Below are 18311 nucleotides of genomic sequence, written 5' to 3' on the forward strand. Positions count from 1 at the left end.
TGCCGTGATGCGCCCGTGATCCATTTTGATAATGTCACCAAGGTCTACGCGAACCAGAACCGGCCCGCGCTGGACCACGTCAGCGTCGACGTCGACAAGGGCGAGTTCGTGTTCCTCGTCGGCCCCTCGGGGTCCGGGAAGTCGACCTTTCTCCGGCTGGTCCTGAAGGAGGAGCGCCCCAACTCGGGTGCGATCCACGTGGCCGGCAAGGACCTCGCCCGACTGTCCAACTTCAAGATCCCGCACCTGCGCCGCCGGATCGGATGTGTCTTCCAGGACTTCCGGCTGCTCCCGAACAAGAACGTGTACGAGAACGTCGCGTTCGCTCTGGAGGTCATCGGCAAGCCCCGGCGTTTCATCCGTAAGGTGGTCCCGGAGGTCGTCGAGCTGGTCGGCCTCGAGGGCAAGGCACATCGGATGCCCGACGAGTTGTCCGGTGGCGAGCAGCAGCGGGTCGCGATGGCCCGGGCGTTCGTCAACCGGCCGATGATCCTGCTGGCCGACGAGCCGACCGGAAACATCGACCCCGCGACGAGCATCGGCATCATGAAGGTGCTCGACCGGATCAACCGGACCGGCACCACGGTCGTCATGGCCACGCACGACGCGGCCATCGTCGACTCCATGCGCAAGCGGGTGGTGGAACTGGAGGACGGAAAGATCGTCCGTGACCAGTCGCGAGGCGTGTACGGCCAGGCGTACTGACACCAGGACCGGATAGAGCGACAGGAAGAGCATGCGGGCAAACTTCATCTTCTCCGAGGTCTGGATCGGCCTCCGCCGCAACCTCACGATGACCATCGCGGTCATCGTGACCGTGGCGATCGGCATGGCGTTGCTGGGCGTCGGTCTGATGATCAACTCCCAGATCAACAGCATGAAGGACTTCTGGGCGGACAAGGTCGAGGTCTCGGTCTTCCTGTGCAAGAAGAACGATCCCTTCCCGCAGTGCAAGGGCAGCGGCGGCGTGAACGCCCAGGAGCAGGCCGAGCTGAAGTCGACCATCGAGGGCATGTCCCAGGTCGAGACGGTCACCGTGGAGAACGCGACCGAGGCCTACAAGAACTTCCGGGACCAGAACGCCAACAACACCGTGCTGCTCTCGGCCATCCAGGTCGAGGACATGCCCGAGTCGCTGCGGGTCAAGCTCAAGGACCCCGAGGCGTACGGGCCGGTGATCGAGGCGGTCAAGGGCGCCCCGGGGGTCTCCAACGTGGTCAACCAGAAGGAGCTGCTGGAGAAGTTCTTCGGGTTGCTGGAGAAGCTCCGCTGGGCGGCCCTGGTGGTGGCGATCATCCTGGTCTTCGCGGCCACGCTGCTGATCGGCAACACGGTCAGGCTGTCGGCGTACAACCGCAGGCGGGAGACCGGCATCATGCGGCTGGTGGGTGCCTCCAACCTCTACATCCAGCTCCCGTTCGTGATGGAGGGCGTCATCGCCGGCCTGATCGGCGGTGTGCTGGCCGCGATGCTGCTGATCGTCAGCAAGGTCTTCCTCTTCGACGGGGTGCAGCTCTACCTCTCTCCCAACAGCCAGCTGTCCTGGGAGACGGTCGCCTCGGTGATCAGTGTCACCATGGTCTTCGGCGTGCTCATCTGTGTGCTGGCCTCCTTCGTCACCCTCCGCCGCTACCTGCGGGTGTGACGATCCCGTGGCCCCGTCGGCTGTGACAGTCCCGCGAGCGCGGCGCGTCCGCGCGCCGATCCAGGTCCCGCCCGCGCTCGCGGGCGCGGCCCGCGGCTCCGGTCACCGGTAGGCTCCAGGCATGCCACGTGAGACCGGGCGTAAGGTAATCGCCCAGAACAAGCGTGCCTGGCACGACTACCACATCGAGGACACCTACGAGGCTGGTCTCGTGCTCCAGGGCACGGAGGTCAAGTCGCTGCGGCTCGGCCGTGCCTCCCTCCTCGACGGGTACGCCGTCATCAAGGACGGCGAGGCCTGGCTGATCAACGTCCACATCCCCGAATACACCATGGGGACCTGGACCAACCACGCCGCGCGCCGCACCCGCAAGCTCCTGCTGCACCGCAAGGAGATCGACAAGCTGGTCTCCAAGACCAAGGAGGGCGGCCTGACCCTGGTGCCGCTCGCCATCTACTTCAAGGACGGCAAGGCCAAGATAGAGATCGGCCTCGCCAAGGGAAAGAAAGACTGGGACAAGCGGCAGACGCTGGCCGAGAACCAGGCCAAGCGGGAGATGGCGCGCGCGCTCAGGCACAGGAACAGGTGATCGTGAGGGGCAGGGCCCGGCGAACCGCCGCCGCCGCGCTCGCGCTGGTGGCGACGGCTCCCATGCTGTCCGCGTGCTTCGAGGAGCCCTCGGCCCACGAGGCGGTGCGCGACTTCCTGATCGGCTGGCAGACGGGCGACTACGCCGCCGCGGCCAGGCGCACGGACGGCGACCAGAAGGTGGTCAGCCGGGCGCTGGAGGACGCCAAGCTCCAGCTCGACGCGGCCTCGTTCCGCTTCAACGTCAAGAGCATGCGGCGCGCGGCGGACGAGGTCGAGGCCGACTTCGACGCCGAGGTCGACCTGGGGGAGAACAATCCCCTGTGGGAGTACGAGGGCAAGCTGCCGCTCCACCTGGTCGACGGCCAGTGGCGGGTGCGCTGGTCGCCCAGCGTCCTGCACCCTCAGCTGCGCGAGGGTGAGCGGTTCGCGGTGAAGGTCACCCCCGAGGGCCGCCAGCCGATCCTCGACCGCAACGGTGACCCGCTGCAGGAGAAGGCCGTCCTGCACGTGGCGAGCGTGGTGCCGTCCAACCTGAAGGGCGGCGAGGCGGACGAGCTCTGCGAGAAGCTCTCCAAGATGACCGGTTTCCCGCAGGACCGCCTGCTGAGCCGGATCCGCTCCGCGCCGCCCAACCTCCAGGTGCCGCTGGTCACCTTCAGCCGTACGAAGTTCCGGCAGCTGCAGGGGCAGCTGGAGGCGATCCCCGGCATCACCCTGTCCGCGCAGGACCAGGCGGTGGCCCCCGCCTCACCCACCCAGATCGTCGGCACCGTCACCGCCGTCACCGCGGAGAGCGAGCAGCAGCTCGGCGGCCCGCAGCGGGCCGGCGACACGGTCGGCAGGGGTGGCCTGCAGAGGGCGTACCAGGAGCATCTGACCGGCTCGACCGACACCCGTGTGATCACCGTCGACCTCAAGACGCTCAAGGTGACCGAGCTCAAGAAGTGGCGGCCCGACCGCGCCACCTCGCCGGTCCGGACCACGCTCGACCGCTCCCACCAGAAGGCGGCCGACGGCGCGCTGCTGGGCGGGACTCCCGGCATGCTGGTCGCGGTCCAGGCCTCGACCGGCGACATCCTGGCGGTGTCGAGCACCGAGCAGTACAACGACCAGGACAGGCCCGCCCTCGCCGGGAGGTTCCCCGCCGGGACCGCGTTCTCGATCATGACCGTCGAGGGCATGCTCAGGGCGAAGATCGACCCCAAGCAGAAGGTGGCCTGCCCGGCCGACAGGTCCGTCGGGGGGGCGGCGTTCCACCAGGAGGGCGGGCCCGCGGGGGGCTCTCCGACCCTGCAGACCAGTTTCGCCACCGGCTGCGTGACCGCGCTCGCCTCGCTGGCCCGCAGGATCAACGGCTCGGAGCTGGCGGCCGACGCCGCGAAGTTCGGCATCGGGGTGCCCTGGAGCCTCCCGCTGAAGTCGTTCAGCGGTTCGGTGAACTCCAGGAAGCCGCTGAAGAACGACGCGGCCACGGCCAAGGCCATCACCGGGCAGAACGTCCGGGTCAGCCCGCTGTCCATGGCGCTGGTCGCGGGGGCCGTCGCCTCCGGTACCTGGCGCCCGCCGGTCCTGGTCACCGAGCCCAAGACGGCCGACCCCACGACCGACACCAAGCCGACGAAGGTTCCCGACCCGGTCAAGCTGGACGACAAGACGGTCGAGACCCTCCGCGCCTTCATGCGCAGCGGGGTGACCGGGGGCTCCGCGCGGGCCGCCGCGGCCCCCGGCGACCCCGTCCACGGCATCACCGCCTCCGTCATGCAGAACCGCAAGCCGCTCTCCTGGTTCGTCGGGTGGCAGGGGGACGTGGCCGTCGCCGTGCTGACGCAGAGCCCGGACGCCGCGGCGGGGGCGACCGTCGCCGGGCGCTTCTTCCAGGGGCTGCACGCCGGACTGTGACGCTACGGAATATTCTTTTCACCCTGAGCAACCGTGGAGTGTCTTGTTTGCGTCCTTCTAAGTGACCGGGCTCCGCTTGGGGGGTTGCGGACCCGGTCGCTGTGATGAGATCAGGGCTTCATCTCGGGGGAGGCCCTGCCGTCAGGACCGGCTCGACCCTGCCGGTCAACCCCGGGGACACTCGCGATTCGCGGGTGTCCCCGGGGTTTCGGCGTTCGGGGCTCCGGCGCGCCCGGCGGGAATTCGATTCGCGCCGGCCGTGTTGTAAGGGGTATCTTCGGATAGCTCGGCCCCTCGGGGTCGCGTTGAAAACTCAACAGGGGGTGACTGGTTTCGACTTTGGCTTTTCAAGTCAGGTGAAGCGGGTCGAGGACTGCGGACATAACCTCGTTAACACTGTGACCGCGACCAACAAGTGCCAATAAGACGCACTCCGAAGTCAGCCAGGGCAACCTGGCACTCGCCGCCTAAGCAGCGAGTGACTTCTGCCGGCCCGGGAGCGCCTCCGGCCCGGATCCGGCATCGCTAGGAGGCTCAACCGATCGACCCGGCCACGGGGAAGATCGGGAAATCTTACAGTGGCTGAGCCCGTCGGCGACTTGCCTGCGTGATTGCCGGGGCTGAGAAAAGCACAGCAGGCTCCACCCGGAGAAGCCCTGTCTTGGAGTTGAAGGACGCGGGTTCGATTCCCGCCACCTCCACCCCCGTTCCGCATCGAACCGTGCGGAACAGATCGCCGAAGGGCGGTCGGGCCGGCCCCGTGCCGCCCCGGCCGCCCTTTCGTTTTCCGCGGACCCTCTCCGGTGTGATTCCCGCAGGTCAGGACACGTCGACCCAGTCGAGGGTGCGTTCGACCGCCTTCTTCCAGCCCGCGTAGCCGGTCGCCCGCTGCTCGTCCGACCACTGCGGCTCCCAGCGGCGGCCCTCCTGCCAGTTCTGCTTGAGCTCGTCGGTCGACTTCCAGAAGCCGACGGCGAGCCCCGCCGCGTACGCGGCCCCCAGGGCGGTCGTCTCGGCCACGACGGGCCGGGAGACGGGCACGCCGAGCACGTCGGCCTGGATCTGCATGCACAGGTCGTTCGCGGTGACGCCGCCGTCGACGCGCAGCACGTCGAGGGCGACGCCGGAGTCCTGCCGCATCGCCTCGACCACGTCGCGGCTCTGGTAGCAGATGGACTCCAGGGTGGCCCGCGCGAGGTGGGCGTTGTTGTTGAAGCGCGACAGGCCGACGATGGCGCCCCGGGCGTCGGACCGCCAGTACGGGGCGAAGAGGCCGGAGAAGGCGGGCACGAAGTAGACGCCGCCGTTGTCCTCGACCTGCCGGGCGAGGGCCTCGCTCTGCGCCGCTCCCGAGATGATGCCGAGCTGGTCGCGCAGCCACTGCACGGCGGAGCCGGTCACCGCGATGGAGCCCTCCAGCGCGTACACCGGCGGCTCCTCGCCGAAGCGGTAGCAGACGGTGGTGAGCAGGCCGTTCTGGGAGCGTACGAGCTCGGTGCCGGTGTTGAGCAGCAGGAAGTTGCCGGTGCCGTAGGTGTTCTTGGCCTCGCCGACGCCGAAGCAGACCTGCCCCACGGTGGCGGCCTGCTGGTCGCCGAGGTCGCCGGAGAGCGGGACCTCCCCCTTCAGCGGGCCGGTCGCCCGGGTGGTGCCGTACAGGCCGGGGTGGGAGGAGGGGGCGATGGACGGCAGCATCTGACGGGGGATGCCGAAGAACGACAGCAGCTCGTCGTCCCAGTCGAGGGTCTCCAGGTCCATCAGCATCGTGCGGCTGGCGTTGGTCGGGTCGGTGACGTGCACGCCGCCGTCGGTGCCGCCGGTCAGGTTCCACAGCAGCCACGTGTCGGTGTTGCCGAAGATCGCGTCTCCCGCCTCGGCCGCCTCGCGCACGCCGTCGACGTTCTCCAGGATCCACTGGATCTTGCCGCCGGAGAAATACGTCGCCGGGGGCAGGCCCGCCTTGCGGCGGATGACGTCGCCCCTGCCGTCGCGGTCCAGGGCGGAGGCGATCCGGTCGGTGCGGGTGTCCTGCCAGACGATCGCGTTGTGGTACGGGCGCCCGGTCTTCCGGTTCCAGACCACCGCGGTCTCGCGCTGGTTGGTGACGCCGAGCGCGGCCAGGTCGGAGGCGGCCAGGCCCGCCCTGTTCATCGCGGTCTCGATCACCGCCCTCGTGCGCTCCCAGATCTCCGTGGGGTTGTGCTCCACCCATCCGGCCCGGGGCAGGATCTGCTCGTGTTCGAGCTGGTGGCGGCCTATCTCGTTACCGCCATGATCGAAGATCATGAATCGGGTGCTCGTCGTTCCCTGGTCGATCGCTCCGACGAAGTCAGGCATGGATGGTGCCTCCTCTGTGAGACTCTCCGGGAGATCTGCCGCTCTCCCCCTAACGGTTCCCGCCCCCGCCTGGACGAGGGCCGTCACCCGCCCTTGTTCAGGCGGGGGTGGCCCCCTCGTCGGACGGCACCCGCCCCACCTCGGGCTCGGCATCCTCGGGGGGAAGGAACCTGGCGATCAGGACCTGGTACAGGAACGCCCCGATCAGGGCCCCGATGACGGGTGCCACGATCGGCACCCAGAAGTAGAGCTGGCCGTACTGATCCTGCCAGGCGGTCTCGTATCCGGTGAGGTACGAGGCGAGTCGCGGACCGAAGTCGCGGGCGGGGTTGATGGCGTACCCGGCGTTGGTGCCCCAGGCCATCCCGATGGCCACCACGATCAGGCCGACCACGAAGGGGGCCAGGTTGGCCATGGGCGCCGAGTTGCGCGCGTCGGAGACGGCGAGGATGAGCAGGAGCAGGATCGCGGTGCCGATCACCTGGTCGCGGAAGGCGCCCCAGGTGCCGATGGGCAGGCTCCCGTTGCCGGGCAGGGTCGAGAAGACGCCCTGGGTCTTGATCGTGAGCCCGGGGTCGGCCTTCTGCAGCACCTCGCTGTAGTTGAAGCGCACGATGAGCGCCGCCACGAACGCGCCCGCGGTCTGTGCCAGGGAGTACGGCAGGACCTTGCGCCAGGAGAACCCCTTGAAGGCGGCGAGCGCGATGGTGACGGCGGGGTTGAGGTGGGCCCCGCTGGTGCGGGCGGCGACGTAGACGCCCAGGGTCACTCCGAGTCCCCACGCCCACGCGATGCTGTCGTGGTCGCCGATCTCGGCCGCCACGACCTGGGCCACCACCGCCACCCCGAACAGGATCAAGATCATGGTGCCCGCGAACTCGGCCGCCAGCTCGCCGACAAGCCCCCGCCCCTTCAGGCGCTCCGCCATCTTTCCCCCTCGCCGCCGCCATTCGGATGCCCGGACGGTAAGCGCGAATTTCACGGCAGTCAACGGTAACGTGACGAAATTGTCGAATTTTGGTCAACAATCTAAGTCATCGGTAACGAGACCGGAATATGGTCCGACGTCCGCACTTGCGGGGTCTCCGCACGGTGAGAACCCCGTCACCGTCCGGCGTGTCCGGATGTGGAGGCCCTCGTGGCCGGCGGAGTCGCGCGGCGCCGCCAAGAGCCGCTCCGGCGGGAACCTTTGCCGGGCGTGGAGGTCAACCCGCAGGTCAGAGGGGGATGAGAAGCGTATCGTCAGTGCGCTTTGGAGGAATTCGATGGGCCGTCTCAGAGTGGGCAGGGCCGGTGTGGTCGTCGTCGCGACAGGAGCCGTGCTGGCCGGATGTGGATCGACGGGTTCGGACGAGGGCGACGTACAGAAGGCCAAGGTGGCGGCCTCGGCGAAGGCGTCGGCCGCCGCCGCCTCGCAGGCCAACCTCCTCAAGGCCAAGACGCAGGCCGCCGCCAAGGTCAAGGCCAACGAGCTCGGGCAGGTGCCCGTCCTCATGTACCACCGGGTGGTCGACAAGCCCTCCACCCAGGACGACCGCACCCCCAAGCAGTTCCGCACCGAGCTTGAGCGGCTGGCCAAGGAGGACTACGTCGCGGTCACCGCGGCCGAGTTCGTCACCGGACGCATGGACATCCCGGCGGGCAAGCATCCCGTCGTCCTCACCTTCGACGACTCCTCGCCCTCGCAGTTCGAACTGGACGGGATGGGGCTGCCCAAGCCGAACACCGCCGTCGCGATCCTCCAGGACGTCGCCAAGACCTACCCGGGCTTCCGCGGCGTTGGAACGTTCTACGTCACGCGCGACATGTTCGGCAAGGCGACGCCCGAGGAGGGGGCGCAGATGCTCCTCTGGCTCACCGACAAGGGCTTCGACATCGGCAACCACACCCGCGACCACCTCAGCCTGGGCGGCAAGCCGAAGAAGGCGGTCAACGCGGAGGTGGCGGCGGGCCACCGGCTCATCACCGGCCTGATCAAGGTGCCGCCGGTCACGCTGGCCCTGCCGTACGGCATCCAGCCCGACGGCAAAGCGTGGGGTCGCAAGGGCTCCTCGGGAGACGTCTCCTACGACTACGGCGGCGTGTTCCTCGCCGGTTACACCCCGGCGCTGTCCCCGTTCAACAAGAAGTTCGACCCGCTCGGCATCCCGCGCATCCGCTCGATGGACAAGAAGGGCGACTGCGCCAAGTTCTGCTCCGTGGCCTGGCTCGACTGGCTGAAGACGAACGCCGACGAGCGCTACACCTCCGACGGCGACGTGAAGACGGTCGCCTTCCCCAAGTTCAAGGCGCCCTTCGTGGCCAAGCCCTTCGCCGGCCGCGTCCTGCCCTACTGACCCGTCACCGGCCCGGAACCGGCCCGGAACCGACGCGGCCGCCCGGCCCGGGACCGGCCCGGCCGCCCGGTCCTGGCCGGCCGGGCGGTCCCGGCGTCAGCCGCCGGAGAGCTCCTCGAGGGGAACGACCACGGTGGTCGTCGAGCCGTCGGGGCGCAGGACCTCGACCTTCGCGTCCTGGCCGGGCCTGAGCTGGGCGAGGACCGCCGCCAGCTCCTGGGTCGACGGGGTGGGCATGCCGTCGACCGAGACGATCAGGTCCCCGGACTTGAGCCCCGCCCGCTCCGCGCCGCTGTTGCGCTGCACCCGTACGACGCTGACGCCCGCGGGTTGCCCGTTCATGTCGATCACGGTCCGTACGACGACGCCGAGCGCGGCCCTGCGGGTGTTGGTGACCCTGCCGTCCTTGATGATCTGCGTGGCGACGTCCTTGACGGTGTTGGCCGGGATCGCGAAGCCGATGCCCGGGGCCTGGGCGTTGCCGAGCTCGGGGTTGACGGCGGTCAGGGTCGGCACGCCGACGACCTCGCCCCTGAGGTTGACCAGGGCGCCTCCGCTGTTGCCCGGGTTGATGGGCGCGGAGGTCTGGATGGCCCCGCTGATCGTCGCGCCCGGCGAGCCCTCGCCCCCGGGCTCGGTGACCGTGCGGCCCAGCGCCGAGATGATCCCCTCGGTGACGCTGCCCGACAGGCCCAGCGGGTTTCCCATGGCCATCACGATCTCGCCGACCCTCAGCTTGGAGGAGTCGCCGAAGACGGCGGGTTTCAGCCCGGCGGGGTCGTCCACCTTGATCACCGCCAGGTCGCCCAGCTCGAACGAGTCGACCAGCCTCGCCGTACGCGGGGTGCCGCCGTTGGCGAGCGTGACCTTGAAACTCCTGGCGCTCCCGACCACGTGGGCGTTGGTGATGATGTGCCCGGCGGTGTCGTACACGATCCCCGAGCCGAGGCCTTCCCCCGTGGTGATCTGCACGATGGACGGCAGCACCCTGGTGATGGTCCGCTCGTACGCGGCCTCCAGGGCGTCCGGGACGGGGCCGGGGGTGGTGGGGGAGCCCCTCGGGGAGGCTTCGGCGGAGGTGCTCGCCGACGCGCCGGGTGTGGGGGCGCCCGGCGAGCCGGCCGTCCCGGGTGTTTGCATTTGCAGGCCCTGACCGCAGCCCGCGAGCGTCATGACGGCGGCCGCCAGTAGCGCGGCGCCTGTCGTTGATCCCCCCATGCAAGGGTATTTGCCCAGCTCAGGAAGGAAGATACGTATTGCGAAGGTTGCTCCGGCTGAGCTTGCCCGTGGGAGTGCGCGGCAGCGGGTCGCGGTACTCGATCACCCGTGGGTGCTTGAGGCGGGCCAGCCGGGAGTCGCAGTGGGCCAGCAGCTCTCCGGTGAGCTCCGCTCCGGGGGTGACGCCCGCCGCGGGCTGGACCAGCGCGACGACGCGCTGGCCCCACTCCGGGTCGGGGACGCCGATCACCGCCACGTCCGCGACCGAGGGGTGTTCCTGGAGCACGGCCTCGATCTCGGCCGGGTAGATGTTGACCCCGCCGGAGATGATCAGGTCTGTGCGCCGGTCACAGAGGAACAGGTATCCGTCCTCGTCCAGATAGCCGATGTCGCCGGGAGTGTAGAGGGAGCCGAGCATCGTGGAGGCGGTCTTGGACGGGTCGCGGTGGTACTCGAAGCGGTTGATGCCGCCGATGTAGACCATGCCGGGCTCGCCGGGCGGGAGCTCCGCGCCGTCGTCGCCGATGATCGTGAACGTGATGCCGTCGATCGCCCGGCCGACGGTGCCCGGCCGCTCCAGCCACTCCGCCGAGGAGACCATCGTGGCCACGGCGGCCTCGGTCGAGCCGTAGTACTCCCACAGCACGGGGCCGAGCCATTCGATCATCGCCTGCTTGGTGGCGGGCGGGCAGGGGGCGGCACCGTGATAGAGGTGCGTTAGTGACGATAAATCGTACTTTGTCCTGATGGAGGCGGGCAGGGCCAGCAGCCGGTGGAACATGGTCGGCACCATGAACGCGTTGGTCACCCGGTGCCGCTCGACCAGCTCCAGCGTCTCCGCGGCGTCGAACCGCTCGGTCACCACGAGGGTGTGCCCGAACTGCAGGGCCATCATCGCCTGCCCGTACGGCGCCGAGTGGTAGAGCTGCGAAAGGAGCAGGTGCACCCCGTCGGGCGGCAGCCCGAAGTGCCGCCAGCCCTTGCGCATCAGGATCGGGTAGAGGTCCTCGGGACTCAGCTCGATCAGCCGCCGCCGCACGCCCTTGGGCCTGCCGGTGGTCCCCGAGGTGTAGAGCATCATCGACCCGGCCCTGCGCCCCTCGGGCGGTGTGGCCGGCCGCCCCTCGGCGAGGGCGCCGGTCTCCACGAACCCGCCCGGGACCGCGTGCCCGTACCGCTCGGAGCTCACCACCACCCGTGCCGCGCAGTCGGTGACGATGTAGCCGACCTCGTCGGCGGTGTAGTGCCAGTTGACCGGTACGTGATAGGCGCCGATCTGGTACGTCGCCAGCATCATCGTGATCGCGTCGACCCCGTTGGGCAGGACCGTCACGACGGTGTCGCCGGGCCGGGTGCCGCGCGCCAGGAGGCCGTGCGAGACCTGGTTGACCCGCTCGTGCAGCTCGCCGTAGGTCGTGCTCGCCGTCGCGGTCGCGTCCCCGGTCGCGTCCGCGGCGGTGGTCGTGGTCGCGTCCGCGACGACGGCGACGCGTCCGGGATCGGCCGCCGCGATCTCGTAGAAGCCCCTCGTAGCCCTCATGGCGCGACCATACAGAACGACATTCTGTTCATGGAAGGGGAAGGACGGTTACCTGGGCTGATGCACACCTCGTGGCCGAAGCGTAATAAAGGACGATGCGTCGAATCTTTCCGAGGTGACATAACCTGGCGCGTATGGCGGACGTCGGCGGCAACTCCTCCGGGCGCTCTCACGAGAGATTCATCCCCTCATATGACGCGCCCACGGCTCCCATACCCGCCATTCCCGCCGAGGACGGTTCGATCATCAGCCCCCGGGTGCCCCGGAGGTTCCCCATCGGCGACGGCGAGGAGACCGCTCTGGTCTCCAGGCCCCCTGGATCGTTCCCTCGCCCCGTGGCCGCGCCCGGCGACCGGCGGGAGGAGCCGGAGGCGGACGCCGGTCAGGCGCACGACTCGGGTGCGCTCGGGACGATCCCGGTCAGGCAGGTAGGCGGATCCGCGGGCCCCTGGCGGCCCGACAGGAACGGGATGCCCGGCCGGCCGGGCACGGGCGCCTCGGCGGGCGCCGGTGGCGGGCTCGGTGATGGGCGCGGCGACGGACGCGACGGAGTGGCGGCGGGGTGGCCCGGCGCGGCGCAGCGGCCCGAGGTGTTCGCGGAGCCCGGTCTCCAGAGCCGGCCCGGCGGCGCGCAGGGCGGCCCGGAGGCGAGGAGCGGGGCGAAGAGGTCCGGCGGCCTGCTGACGCGGATCGGCGACATCCCGATCCGGGTCGCCTACAGCCTGGGCGCCGCCGTCCTCACCGGTGTCATCGTGGTCCTGATCTTCGTGCTGTTCTCCGGGGACGAGCCCGGTGATCCGGCCGGGGTCGGCCGGGCCGTGCTGCCCACCGCGAAGCCCTCGCCGACCGTCTCGCCGATCACGCTGCCCGCCCTGCCGGGCGCGACCGCCCTGCGGGTTCTGCCGGGCAGGCCGAGCGTGGTGCTGGGCGCGGTGACCGACACCAGGTCCGCGCTGACCTACGCCAGCCTGGGCGCGCCGTGGGAGACCAAGGCCGTGCCGTCGTTCTCCGTCGGCCAGCAGGTCGGCACGGCCAGGTTGCCGCGTACGGTCATCGCCTCGGGGCCGCTTCCCGGCGCCACCCCGGCCAAGGCCCTCAAGAGCGACGCCGACTACCGCAGGGCGGCGCTGAACGCGGTGCGCTGGACGATCCGCAACCACCACCCCGCGGGCGGGAAGGTCGCCTGGACCGCCTCGCAGCGGCCCGCCGGAGGCAAGGGGTGGATGCTCGGCTACCGGGTCACCTACCAGGTCAAGGGCGTGAGGCACACCTCGCAGGCGGCGCTCGCGGTGGTCGACGTCGGCCGCCGCAAGCCCTCCGTGCTCTTCGTGACCGTGCCCGACACACGCAAGCGGCTCTGGGCCGACATCGCCCCCCTGATGGCGAGCGTCCGCGCCCTCTGACGTTCTCCGGCGCCCGCCCGGCTCGCCGGGGCCGGGATCCCCGCCGATCGGGTTCTCCCCGGCCGTCCACGGAGCGGGCCGGGGCGGGGCGGCAGGGGGTGGCGTGCCCGGTGATGAGGGCTCGCGCGTTGTGATGGAAGCACCTTCTAGAATATGGTTCTGGCATTGAATCCTGTCTGGAGGCTGTCATGGCGATCGGGTTGAGCGAGGAGCACGAGGCGCTCCGGGAGTCGGTGACCAGGTGGGCGGAGCGCAACGTCCCGTCCGAGGTCGTGCGCGCCGCCGTCGCGGCCGAGGGTGCGGAGCGCCCCGGTTTCTGGGCGGCGCTGGCCGACCAGGGGCTGCTCGGCCTGCACGTCCCCGAGGAGCACGGCGGCAGCGGCTACGGCCTGCTGGAGACCGCCGTCGCCGTCGAGGCCCTCGGCGAGCGCGTCGCTCCCGGCCCGTACGTTCCCACGGTGCTCGCCAGCGCCGTGATCCTCGCCTCCGACGGCAAGGCCCACGCCGAGCTCCTGCCCGGCCTCGCGGACGGCACGCTGACCGGCGCGGTCGCGCTGGGCGCCTCGATCACCGGCAGCAGGGGCGAGGACGGCGCCCTGACGATCGGCGGCACCGCCGACCTGGTCCTGGGCGGCGCGTCGGCCGACATCCTGGTGCTCCCGGTGAGCACCGACCGCGGTGAGGAGTGGGTCGCGGTGGACGCCTCCGCGGCGACCGTCACCCCGGTCAGGGCGCTCGACCTCACCCGGGGGGTGGCCAGGGTCGAGCTGGACGCGGTCACCGTACCGGCGGGACGGGTCCTCGACGGGCTGCAGGGGCCCGGGGTCCTCAACCTGGCCGCGATCCTGCTCGGCGCGGAGGCCGCGGGCCTCGCGTCGTGGTGCGTGACCGCGGCCGCCGGATACGCCAAGGTCCGCGTGCAGTTCGGCCGCCCGATCGGGCAGTTCCAGGGCGTCAAGCACAAGGCCTCCCGGATGCTCGTCGCCCTGGAGCAGGCCCGCGCGACCGTGTGGGACGCCGCCCGCGCCGCGGACGGGACCGGCACCGATACCGAGGTGTCGGCCGACGAGCTCGCCTACGCCGCCGCGATCGCGGGCGTGGTCGCCCCCGACGCGGCCGTGCTCTGCGCCAAGGACGCCATCCAGATCTTCGGCGGCATCGGCTACACCTACGAGCACGACGCCCACCTGTACTACCGCCGCGCGCTGACCCTGCGCGCCCTGCTCGGTTCCTCGGGGGAGTGGGCCGAGTCGGTCGCGGAGCTGGCCCTGAACGGGGTGAGCCGGGAGCTGGAGATCGAGCTGCCGGAGGAGGCCGCCGAGCTGCGCGAGGGCATCCGCGCCGAGATCGCCGGGTTCGCCGCGCTGGAGGGCAAGGAGCAGAAGCGGGCGCTGGCGGGCGCCGGATACGTCATGCCGCACCTGTCCAGGCCCTGGGGCCGCGACGCCAAGCCGCTGGAGCAGGTCCTCATCTTCCAGGAGCTCAAGGCCGCCAAGGTCAGGCTGCCCCAGATGATCATCGGTGCCTGGGTGGTGCCCTCGCTCGTCTCGTACGGCACCCCCGAGCAGCAGGAGCGCTTCCTGCCGCCCACGCTGAGCGGCGAGATGATCTGGTGCCAGCTCTTCTCCGAGCCCGGCGCGGGCTCCGACCTGGCGAACGTGCAGATGAAGGCCGAGAAGGTCGAGGGCGGCTGGCGGCTCAACGGCCAGAAGATCTGGACCTCCGTGGCGCACTTCGCCGAGTGGGGCATCTGCATCGCCCGCAACTCCTCCGAGGGCTCCAAGCACGAGGGCATCACCTACTTCCTGGTCGACATGAAGGGCGCCGGCGTCACGGTCCGGCCGCTCACCGAGATGACCGGGGAGAACCTGTTCAACGAGGTCTTCCTCGACGACGTGTTCGTCCCGGACGACCTGGTCGTCGGCGAGGTGGGCCAGGGCTGGAAGGTCGCCAGGAACACGCTGTCCAACGAGCGGGTCTCGCTCTCGTCGGGTTCCGGCGGCACCGGCTCGTCCGTCCCCGACCTGCTCGGCCTGGCCGGGCGCCTGGGCCGCGAGCTCACCCCCGCCGAGCGTCAGGAGCTGGCGCGCGTCGTCTGCGAGGGCCACTCGATCGCCGCGCTCGGGCTGCGGGTGACCCTGAAGCAGCTGACCGGCCTGGAGCCCGGTGCCGACGCCTCGGTCCGCAAGCTGCTGTCCACCTCGCACGCCCAGCACGTCTCGGAGTGCGCGGTCTCGCTGCTCGGTTCCTCGGCCGTCATCGCCGCCGACATGAAGCTCGGCGACGCGGGCTACTGGAACCGCGCGGTGCTCTCCACCCGGGCCATGACGATCTACGGCGGCACCACCGAGGTGCAGCTCAACATCATCGCCGAGCGCATGCTCGGACTGCCCCGCGACCCCGAGCCGGGTAAGTGAGCCGCCTTTCCCCGTAGGGGCCCGCTCTCCCCGCGCCGTCGTGAGGCGTGTTTTCCCGCCCGCCCGTGTCCCCGCGGGCGGGCGCCGCCGGTCAGAGCCCGCTACGTCTGGTACGGGCGGGTTTTGACCCTTCGGTTAGGCTTCGCGCATGTCGATGCGGTTCCGGCCCGGTGTGGCCGTGCGGAGCGCCGTCGCCGGCGCGATCCCGTTGCGCTGGTTCGGCGCCGCGATCCGCCGTGTCTACCCCCGGCTGGACGCCGAGCTGGCCCGTGCCGAGGAGTTCGCGCCGCGCGGCGGCACCGCCGTCGACGTGGGCGTCTGGTACGGGCCGTGGACCGCGAAGCTGCGACGGCTCGGCTGCGACGTCGTCTCGATCGAGGCCAACCCCCGCCTGGCCGCCATGCTCGGGCGGACCTTTCCCGACGTACGGGTGATCGCGGCCGGTGCCTCGGACCGCTCGGGCACGGCGCGGCTGTGGATACCCGGCGGCGGGCGGGGGGCGGAGGCCACGGCCTCGCTCGTCCACGGGGAGGGGAAGGGCGTCCCGGTGGACGTCCCGACCGTCACCATCGACGAGCTGGACCTGAGGGACGTCCGGTTCATCAAGGTCGACGTGGAGGGCCACGAGCTCGCCGCCCTGCGCGGCGCCGAGCGGACCGTCCGCCGGGACCGGCCCGTCCTGCTCGTCGAGCTGGAGACCCGGCACCAGGACATCGAGCTGGTCGTCGACCAGCTCGCCGAGTGGGGCTACACCGGTTCCGTGCTCACCGGCGGAACCTGGGTGCCGCTGGACGGCTTCGACCTGGCCGCTCACCAGAAGGCGGCGGTCGGCGAGGTGGAGCGGAGCTTCGTCTCCCGCCTTCTCAGACCCGGCGGCGAGTACGTGAACATGGTGCTGTTCCGCCCCGCGACCCGCTAGTGCGTCCTCCTCGCGCTCCCACCCCGCGCCCGGCTCTCGCCCCGCTCCTGGCTCCCGCCCTGGTGGGGCTGGTCCTCGGGGTGCTCGCGCTCTGGCCCGCGCTCGGTCCCGGTTTCGTGCTCCGCTACGACATGGTGTTCGTGCCCGACCCGCCGCTCCCGCCGGACGGCGGCGGTTTTCCCCGCGCGGTGCCGAGCGACCTCGCGGTGGCCCTGCTCTCGTCGGTCCTTCCCGCCCAGATCACGCAGAAGGCGATCCTGCTGGGGATCTTCGTGCTCGCCGCGACGGGCGCCGCGGCCCTGGTGCCCGGGGAGCGCAGGGTCGCCCGGCTGGCCGCCGCGGCGTTCTACGCCTGGAACGTCTACCTCGCCCAGCGGCTGCTGCTCGGCCAGTGGGCGCTGCTGCTCGGGTACGCGGGCCTGCCGTGGGCGGTGCGCGCGGTCACCCGCGAGGGGATCTGGAGGACGGCCCTCGCCCTGCTCCCCGCGGCGATCGGGGGCTTCCAGGCGATGCTCGTCTCGGCGATGACCGTGCTGCCCGTGGCGGGCCGCCGGGCCCCGCGCACCCTGCTGGTCGTCGCCGTGCTGAGCCTGCCGTGGCTGGTCCCGGCGCTGGGCAGTGCCGCCGTCACCGACCCCGCCGGGGTGCGGGCCTTCGCGCCACGCGCGGACGGGCCGCTGGGCACCCTCGGCAGCCTGCTCACCCTCGGCGGCGTGTGGAACTCCGGAGCCGCCGTACCGGGGCAGGAGACCTGGTGGTCGGCCCTGGTCAGGCTGGCGGTGGCCGTGGCGGCGGTGGCGGGGTACGCCCTGCTCGGAGGGGGGTGGCCGGTCGCGGGGCACGATCACCGCGATCAGGCCCCGGAGGGGTGGCGCGGCCGGGGCCCCGGCGAGGGGGGGAACGGCGGGCGGCCCGCGTACTGGGGCGGGCTGGCGGCCGCGTCGGCGGCGGGGCTGGCGGTGGGGTGTGCCGGCGCCTTCCTGCCGGGGGTGGTGGAGGCGATGATCGGGCTGTGGCCCGGCTTCGGGCCGCTCCGCGACGGGCAGGTCTACCTCGCCCCCTTCGCGCTGCTGCAGGCGGTCGGCCTGGCCGCGGTGACCGCGCGGCTGTCCCCGGCGGTCCGCCCCGGCATGCTCGCGCTGCCCCTGCTGGTGCTGCCCACCTTCGCGCTGGGGGCGTTCGGCCGGCTGGTCGCGGTCGACTACCCCCAGGACTGGTACAGGGTGCAGCGGATCGTGGACGCGGATCCCGCGCCGGGGGCGCTGCTGACGCTGCCGTGGGGGGCCTACCGGGCGTTCGGCTGGAACGGGGGCCGGGTGGTGCTCGACCCGGCGGTCAAGCTCTTCCGGCGCAGGGTCGTCTGGAACGACGGCCTGCCGGTCGGGCTGGGAGACGGCCGCACGCTCACCCTCGCCACCGAGGACCCGTCGGCGCGCAGGGTCGGCGCGATCCTCGCGAGGGCCGGCCCGCTGACCGGGCCGCTGGCCGCGGAGGGGATCGGCCACGTGCTGATCCAGAGATCGAACGAGAACCTGTTCCGTGCCAGGCTCCCCGGCGCAAGGTTGATCTTCGCTGGTCAGGACCTGCTTCTCTTCCGCCTGTGATCCGTTGAGATGCAACTATGTAGTGATTTACCAGCTGGTAACATTATTTATCACATTTTTACCGATTGACTAGCTGAGGACCTGTATCAGGTTCTACTGTCGGGCAGACCGCACGACCACGCGTTGGAGGGAGAACTCGAGTGTTGCGAGTGATTGCCGCTCTGGCGGTAGGGGCGGTGCTGGCGGTCGGAGCCTCGGTGGCCGTCACGAACGTCGCGGCGCCCACCCCCGAGCCGCCCAACAGACCGCTCTACAACTACGGCACCAGGTGACGGCCCGGGGCCGCGAGCCGGCCCCGGCAGCCGCCTGAGCGCAGCCACCCCCGACGCGACAGGGCCTGGCCGCCGCATGCGCTGATTCCCCCCGGCGCCGTTCACGCATGTCGTACGGCGACGGTTCACG

General features: G+C 70.8%; 14 protein-coding genes and 1 other RNA gene. 11 read left to right on the forward strand and 4 right to left on the reverse strand.

What is annotated here, in order from left to right; translation table 11 throughout:
• Positions 1-15 precede the first annotated feature (15 nt).
• The 5 genes from ftsE (at position 16) to ssrA (ending at position 4839) form a co-directional block, all read left to right on the forward strand.
• The gene (gene ftsE, locus AB0F88_RS09105; protein WP_012888192.1) at positions 16-705 is read left to right on the forward strand and encodes a cell division ATP-binding protein FtsE; all 690 of its coding nucleotides are present in this window, start codon (positions 16-18) and stop codon (positions 703-705) included.
• A gap of 31 nt (positions 706-736) precedes the next feature.
• Positions 737-1645, forward strand: coding sequence for a permease-like cell division protein FtsX (ftsX, locus tag AB0F88_RS09110; RefSeq protein ID WP_362679361.1), 909 nt, complete (start codon positions 737-739; stop codon positions 1643-1645).
• Positions 1646-1766: 121 nt separating this feature from the next.
• A complete protein-coding gene (gene smpB, locus AB0F88_RS09115; protein WP_362679364.1) occupies positions 1767-2234 on the forward strand; it encodes an SsrA-binding protein SmpB in 468 nt (155 codons plus the stop codon).
• Between the two features lie 2 nt (positions 2235-2236).
• Positions 2237-4135 (forward strand): penicillin-binding transpeptidase domain-containing protein, encoded by a 1899-nt coding sequence (locus tag AB0F88_RS09120; RefSeq protein ID WP_362679367.1) that lies wholly within the window; start codon positions 2237-2239, stop codon positions 4133-4135.
• 319 nt (positions 4136-4454) lie between these two features.
• Positions 4455-4839, forward strand: a transfer-messenger RNA (tmRNA) gene (gene ssrA, locus AB0F88_RS09125).
• A 115-nt stretch (positions 4840-4954) separates the two neighbouring features.
• On the opposite strand, the gene glpK is transcribed toward ssrA, so the two are convergent.
• Positions 4955-6472 (reverse strand): glycerol kinase GlpK, encoded by a 1518-nt coding sequence (gene glpK, locus AB0F88_RS09130; protein WP_362679370.1) that lies wholly within the window; start codon positions 6470-6472, stop codon positions 4955-4957.
• A gap of 97 nt (positions 6473-6569) precedes the next feature.
• Positions 6570-7400 carry an MIP/aquaporin family protein gene (locus tag AB0F88_RS09135; RefSeq protein WP_362679373.1) on the reverse strand — a complete coding sequence of 277 codons (831 nt, stop codon included), beginning with the start codon at positions 7398-7400 and terminating at the stop codon, positions 6570-6572.
• A 337-nt stretch (positions 7401-7737) separates the two neighbouring features.
• Between AB0F88_RS09135 and AB0F88_RS09140 the strand changes: the two genes are divergently transcribed.
• A complete protein-coding gene (locus tag AB0F88_RS09140) occupies positions 7738-8808 on the forward strand; it encodes a polysaccharide deacetylase family protein (protein ID WP_362679376.1) in 1071 nt (356 codons plus the stop codon).
• Positions 8809-8904: 96 nt separating this feature from the next.
• Here the strand turns inward: AB0F88_RS09140 and AB0F88_RS09145 are convergent, their stop codons facing one another.
• Positions 8905-9948: a trypsin-like peptidase domain-containing protein gene (locus AB0F88_RS09145; RefSeq protein WP_362679380.1), complete on the reverse strand. Its 1044-nt coding sequence runs from the start codon at positions 9946-9948 to the stop codon at positions 8905-8907.
• A gap of 97 nt (positions 9949-10045) precedes the next feature.
• Entirely contained in the window at positions 10046-11566 is a 1521-nt protein-coding gene (locus AB0F88_RS09150; protein ID WP_362679383.1) for an AMP-binding protein, read from the reverse strand.
• A gap of 134 nt (positions 11567-11700) precedes the next feature.
• On the opposite strand from AB0F88_RS09150, the gene AB0F88_RS09155 reads away from it, so the two are divergent.
• The 5 genes from AB0F88_RS09155 to AB0F88_RS09175 all read left to right on the forward strand — a co-directional run bounded on the left by AB0F88_RS09155 (position 11701) and on the right by AB0F88_RS09175 (position 18181).
• Positions 11701-12969: a hypothetical protein gene (locus AB0F88_RS09155; RefSeq protein ID WP_362679386.1), complete on the forward strand. Its 1269-nt coding sequence runs from the start codon at positions 11701-11703 to the stop codon at positions 12967-12969.
• 188 nt (positions 12970-13157) lie between these two features.
• On the forward strand, positions 13158-15386 hold the full coding sequence (locus AB0F88_RS09160; protein ID WP_362679389.1) for an acyl-CoA dehydrogenase: 2229 nt from the start codon (positions 13158-13160) through the stop codon (positions 15384-15386).
• A gap of 148 nt (positions 15387-15534) precedes the next feature.
• Positions 15535-16305 carry an FkbM family methyltransferase gene (locus tag AB0F88_RS09165; RefSeq protein ID WP_362679392.1) on the forward strand — a complete coding sequence of 257 codons (771 nt, stop codon included), beginning with the start codon at positions 15535-15537 and terminating at the stop codon, positions 16303-16305.
• Positions 16305-17909 carry a hypothetical protein gene (locus AB0F88_RS09170; RefSeq protein WP_362679395.1) on the forward strand — a complete coding sequence of 535 codons (1605 nt, stop codon included), beginning with the start codon at positions 16305-16307 and terminating at the stop codon, positions 17907-17909. Before AB0F88_RS09165 ends, AB0F88_RS09170 begins: the two co-directional genes overlap by 1 nt.
• A gap of 140 nt (positions 17910-18049) precedes the next feature.
• Positions 18050-18181: a hypothetical protein gene (locus AB0F88_RS09175; protein WP_344745256.1), complete on the forward strand. Its 132-nt coding sequence runs from the start codon at positions 18050-18052 to the stop codon at positions 18179-18181.
• Positions 18182-18311 lie beyond the last annotated feature (130 nt).

The sequence above is a fragment of the Streptosporangium sp. NPDC023963 genome (genome assembly GCF_040639135.1).
Taxonomy (GTDB): Bacteria; Actinomycetota; Actinomycetes; order Streptosporangiales; family Streptosporangiaceae; genus Streptosporangium.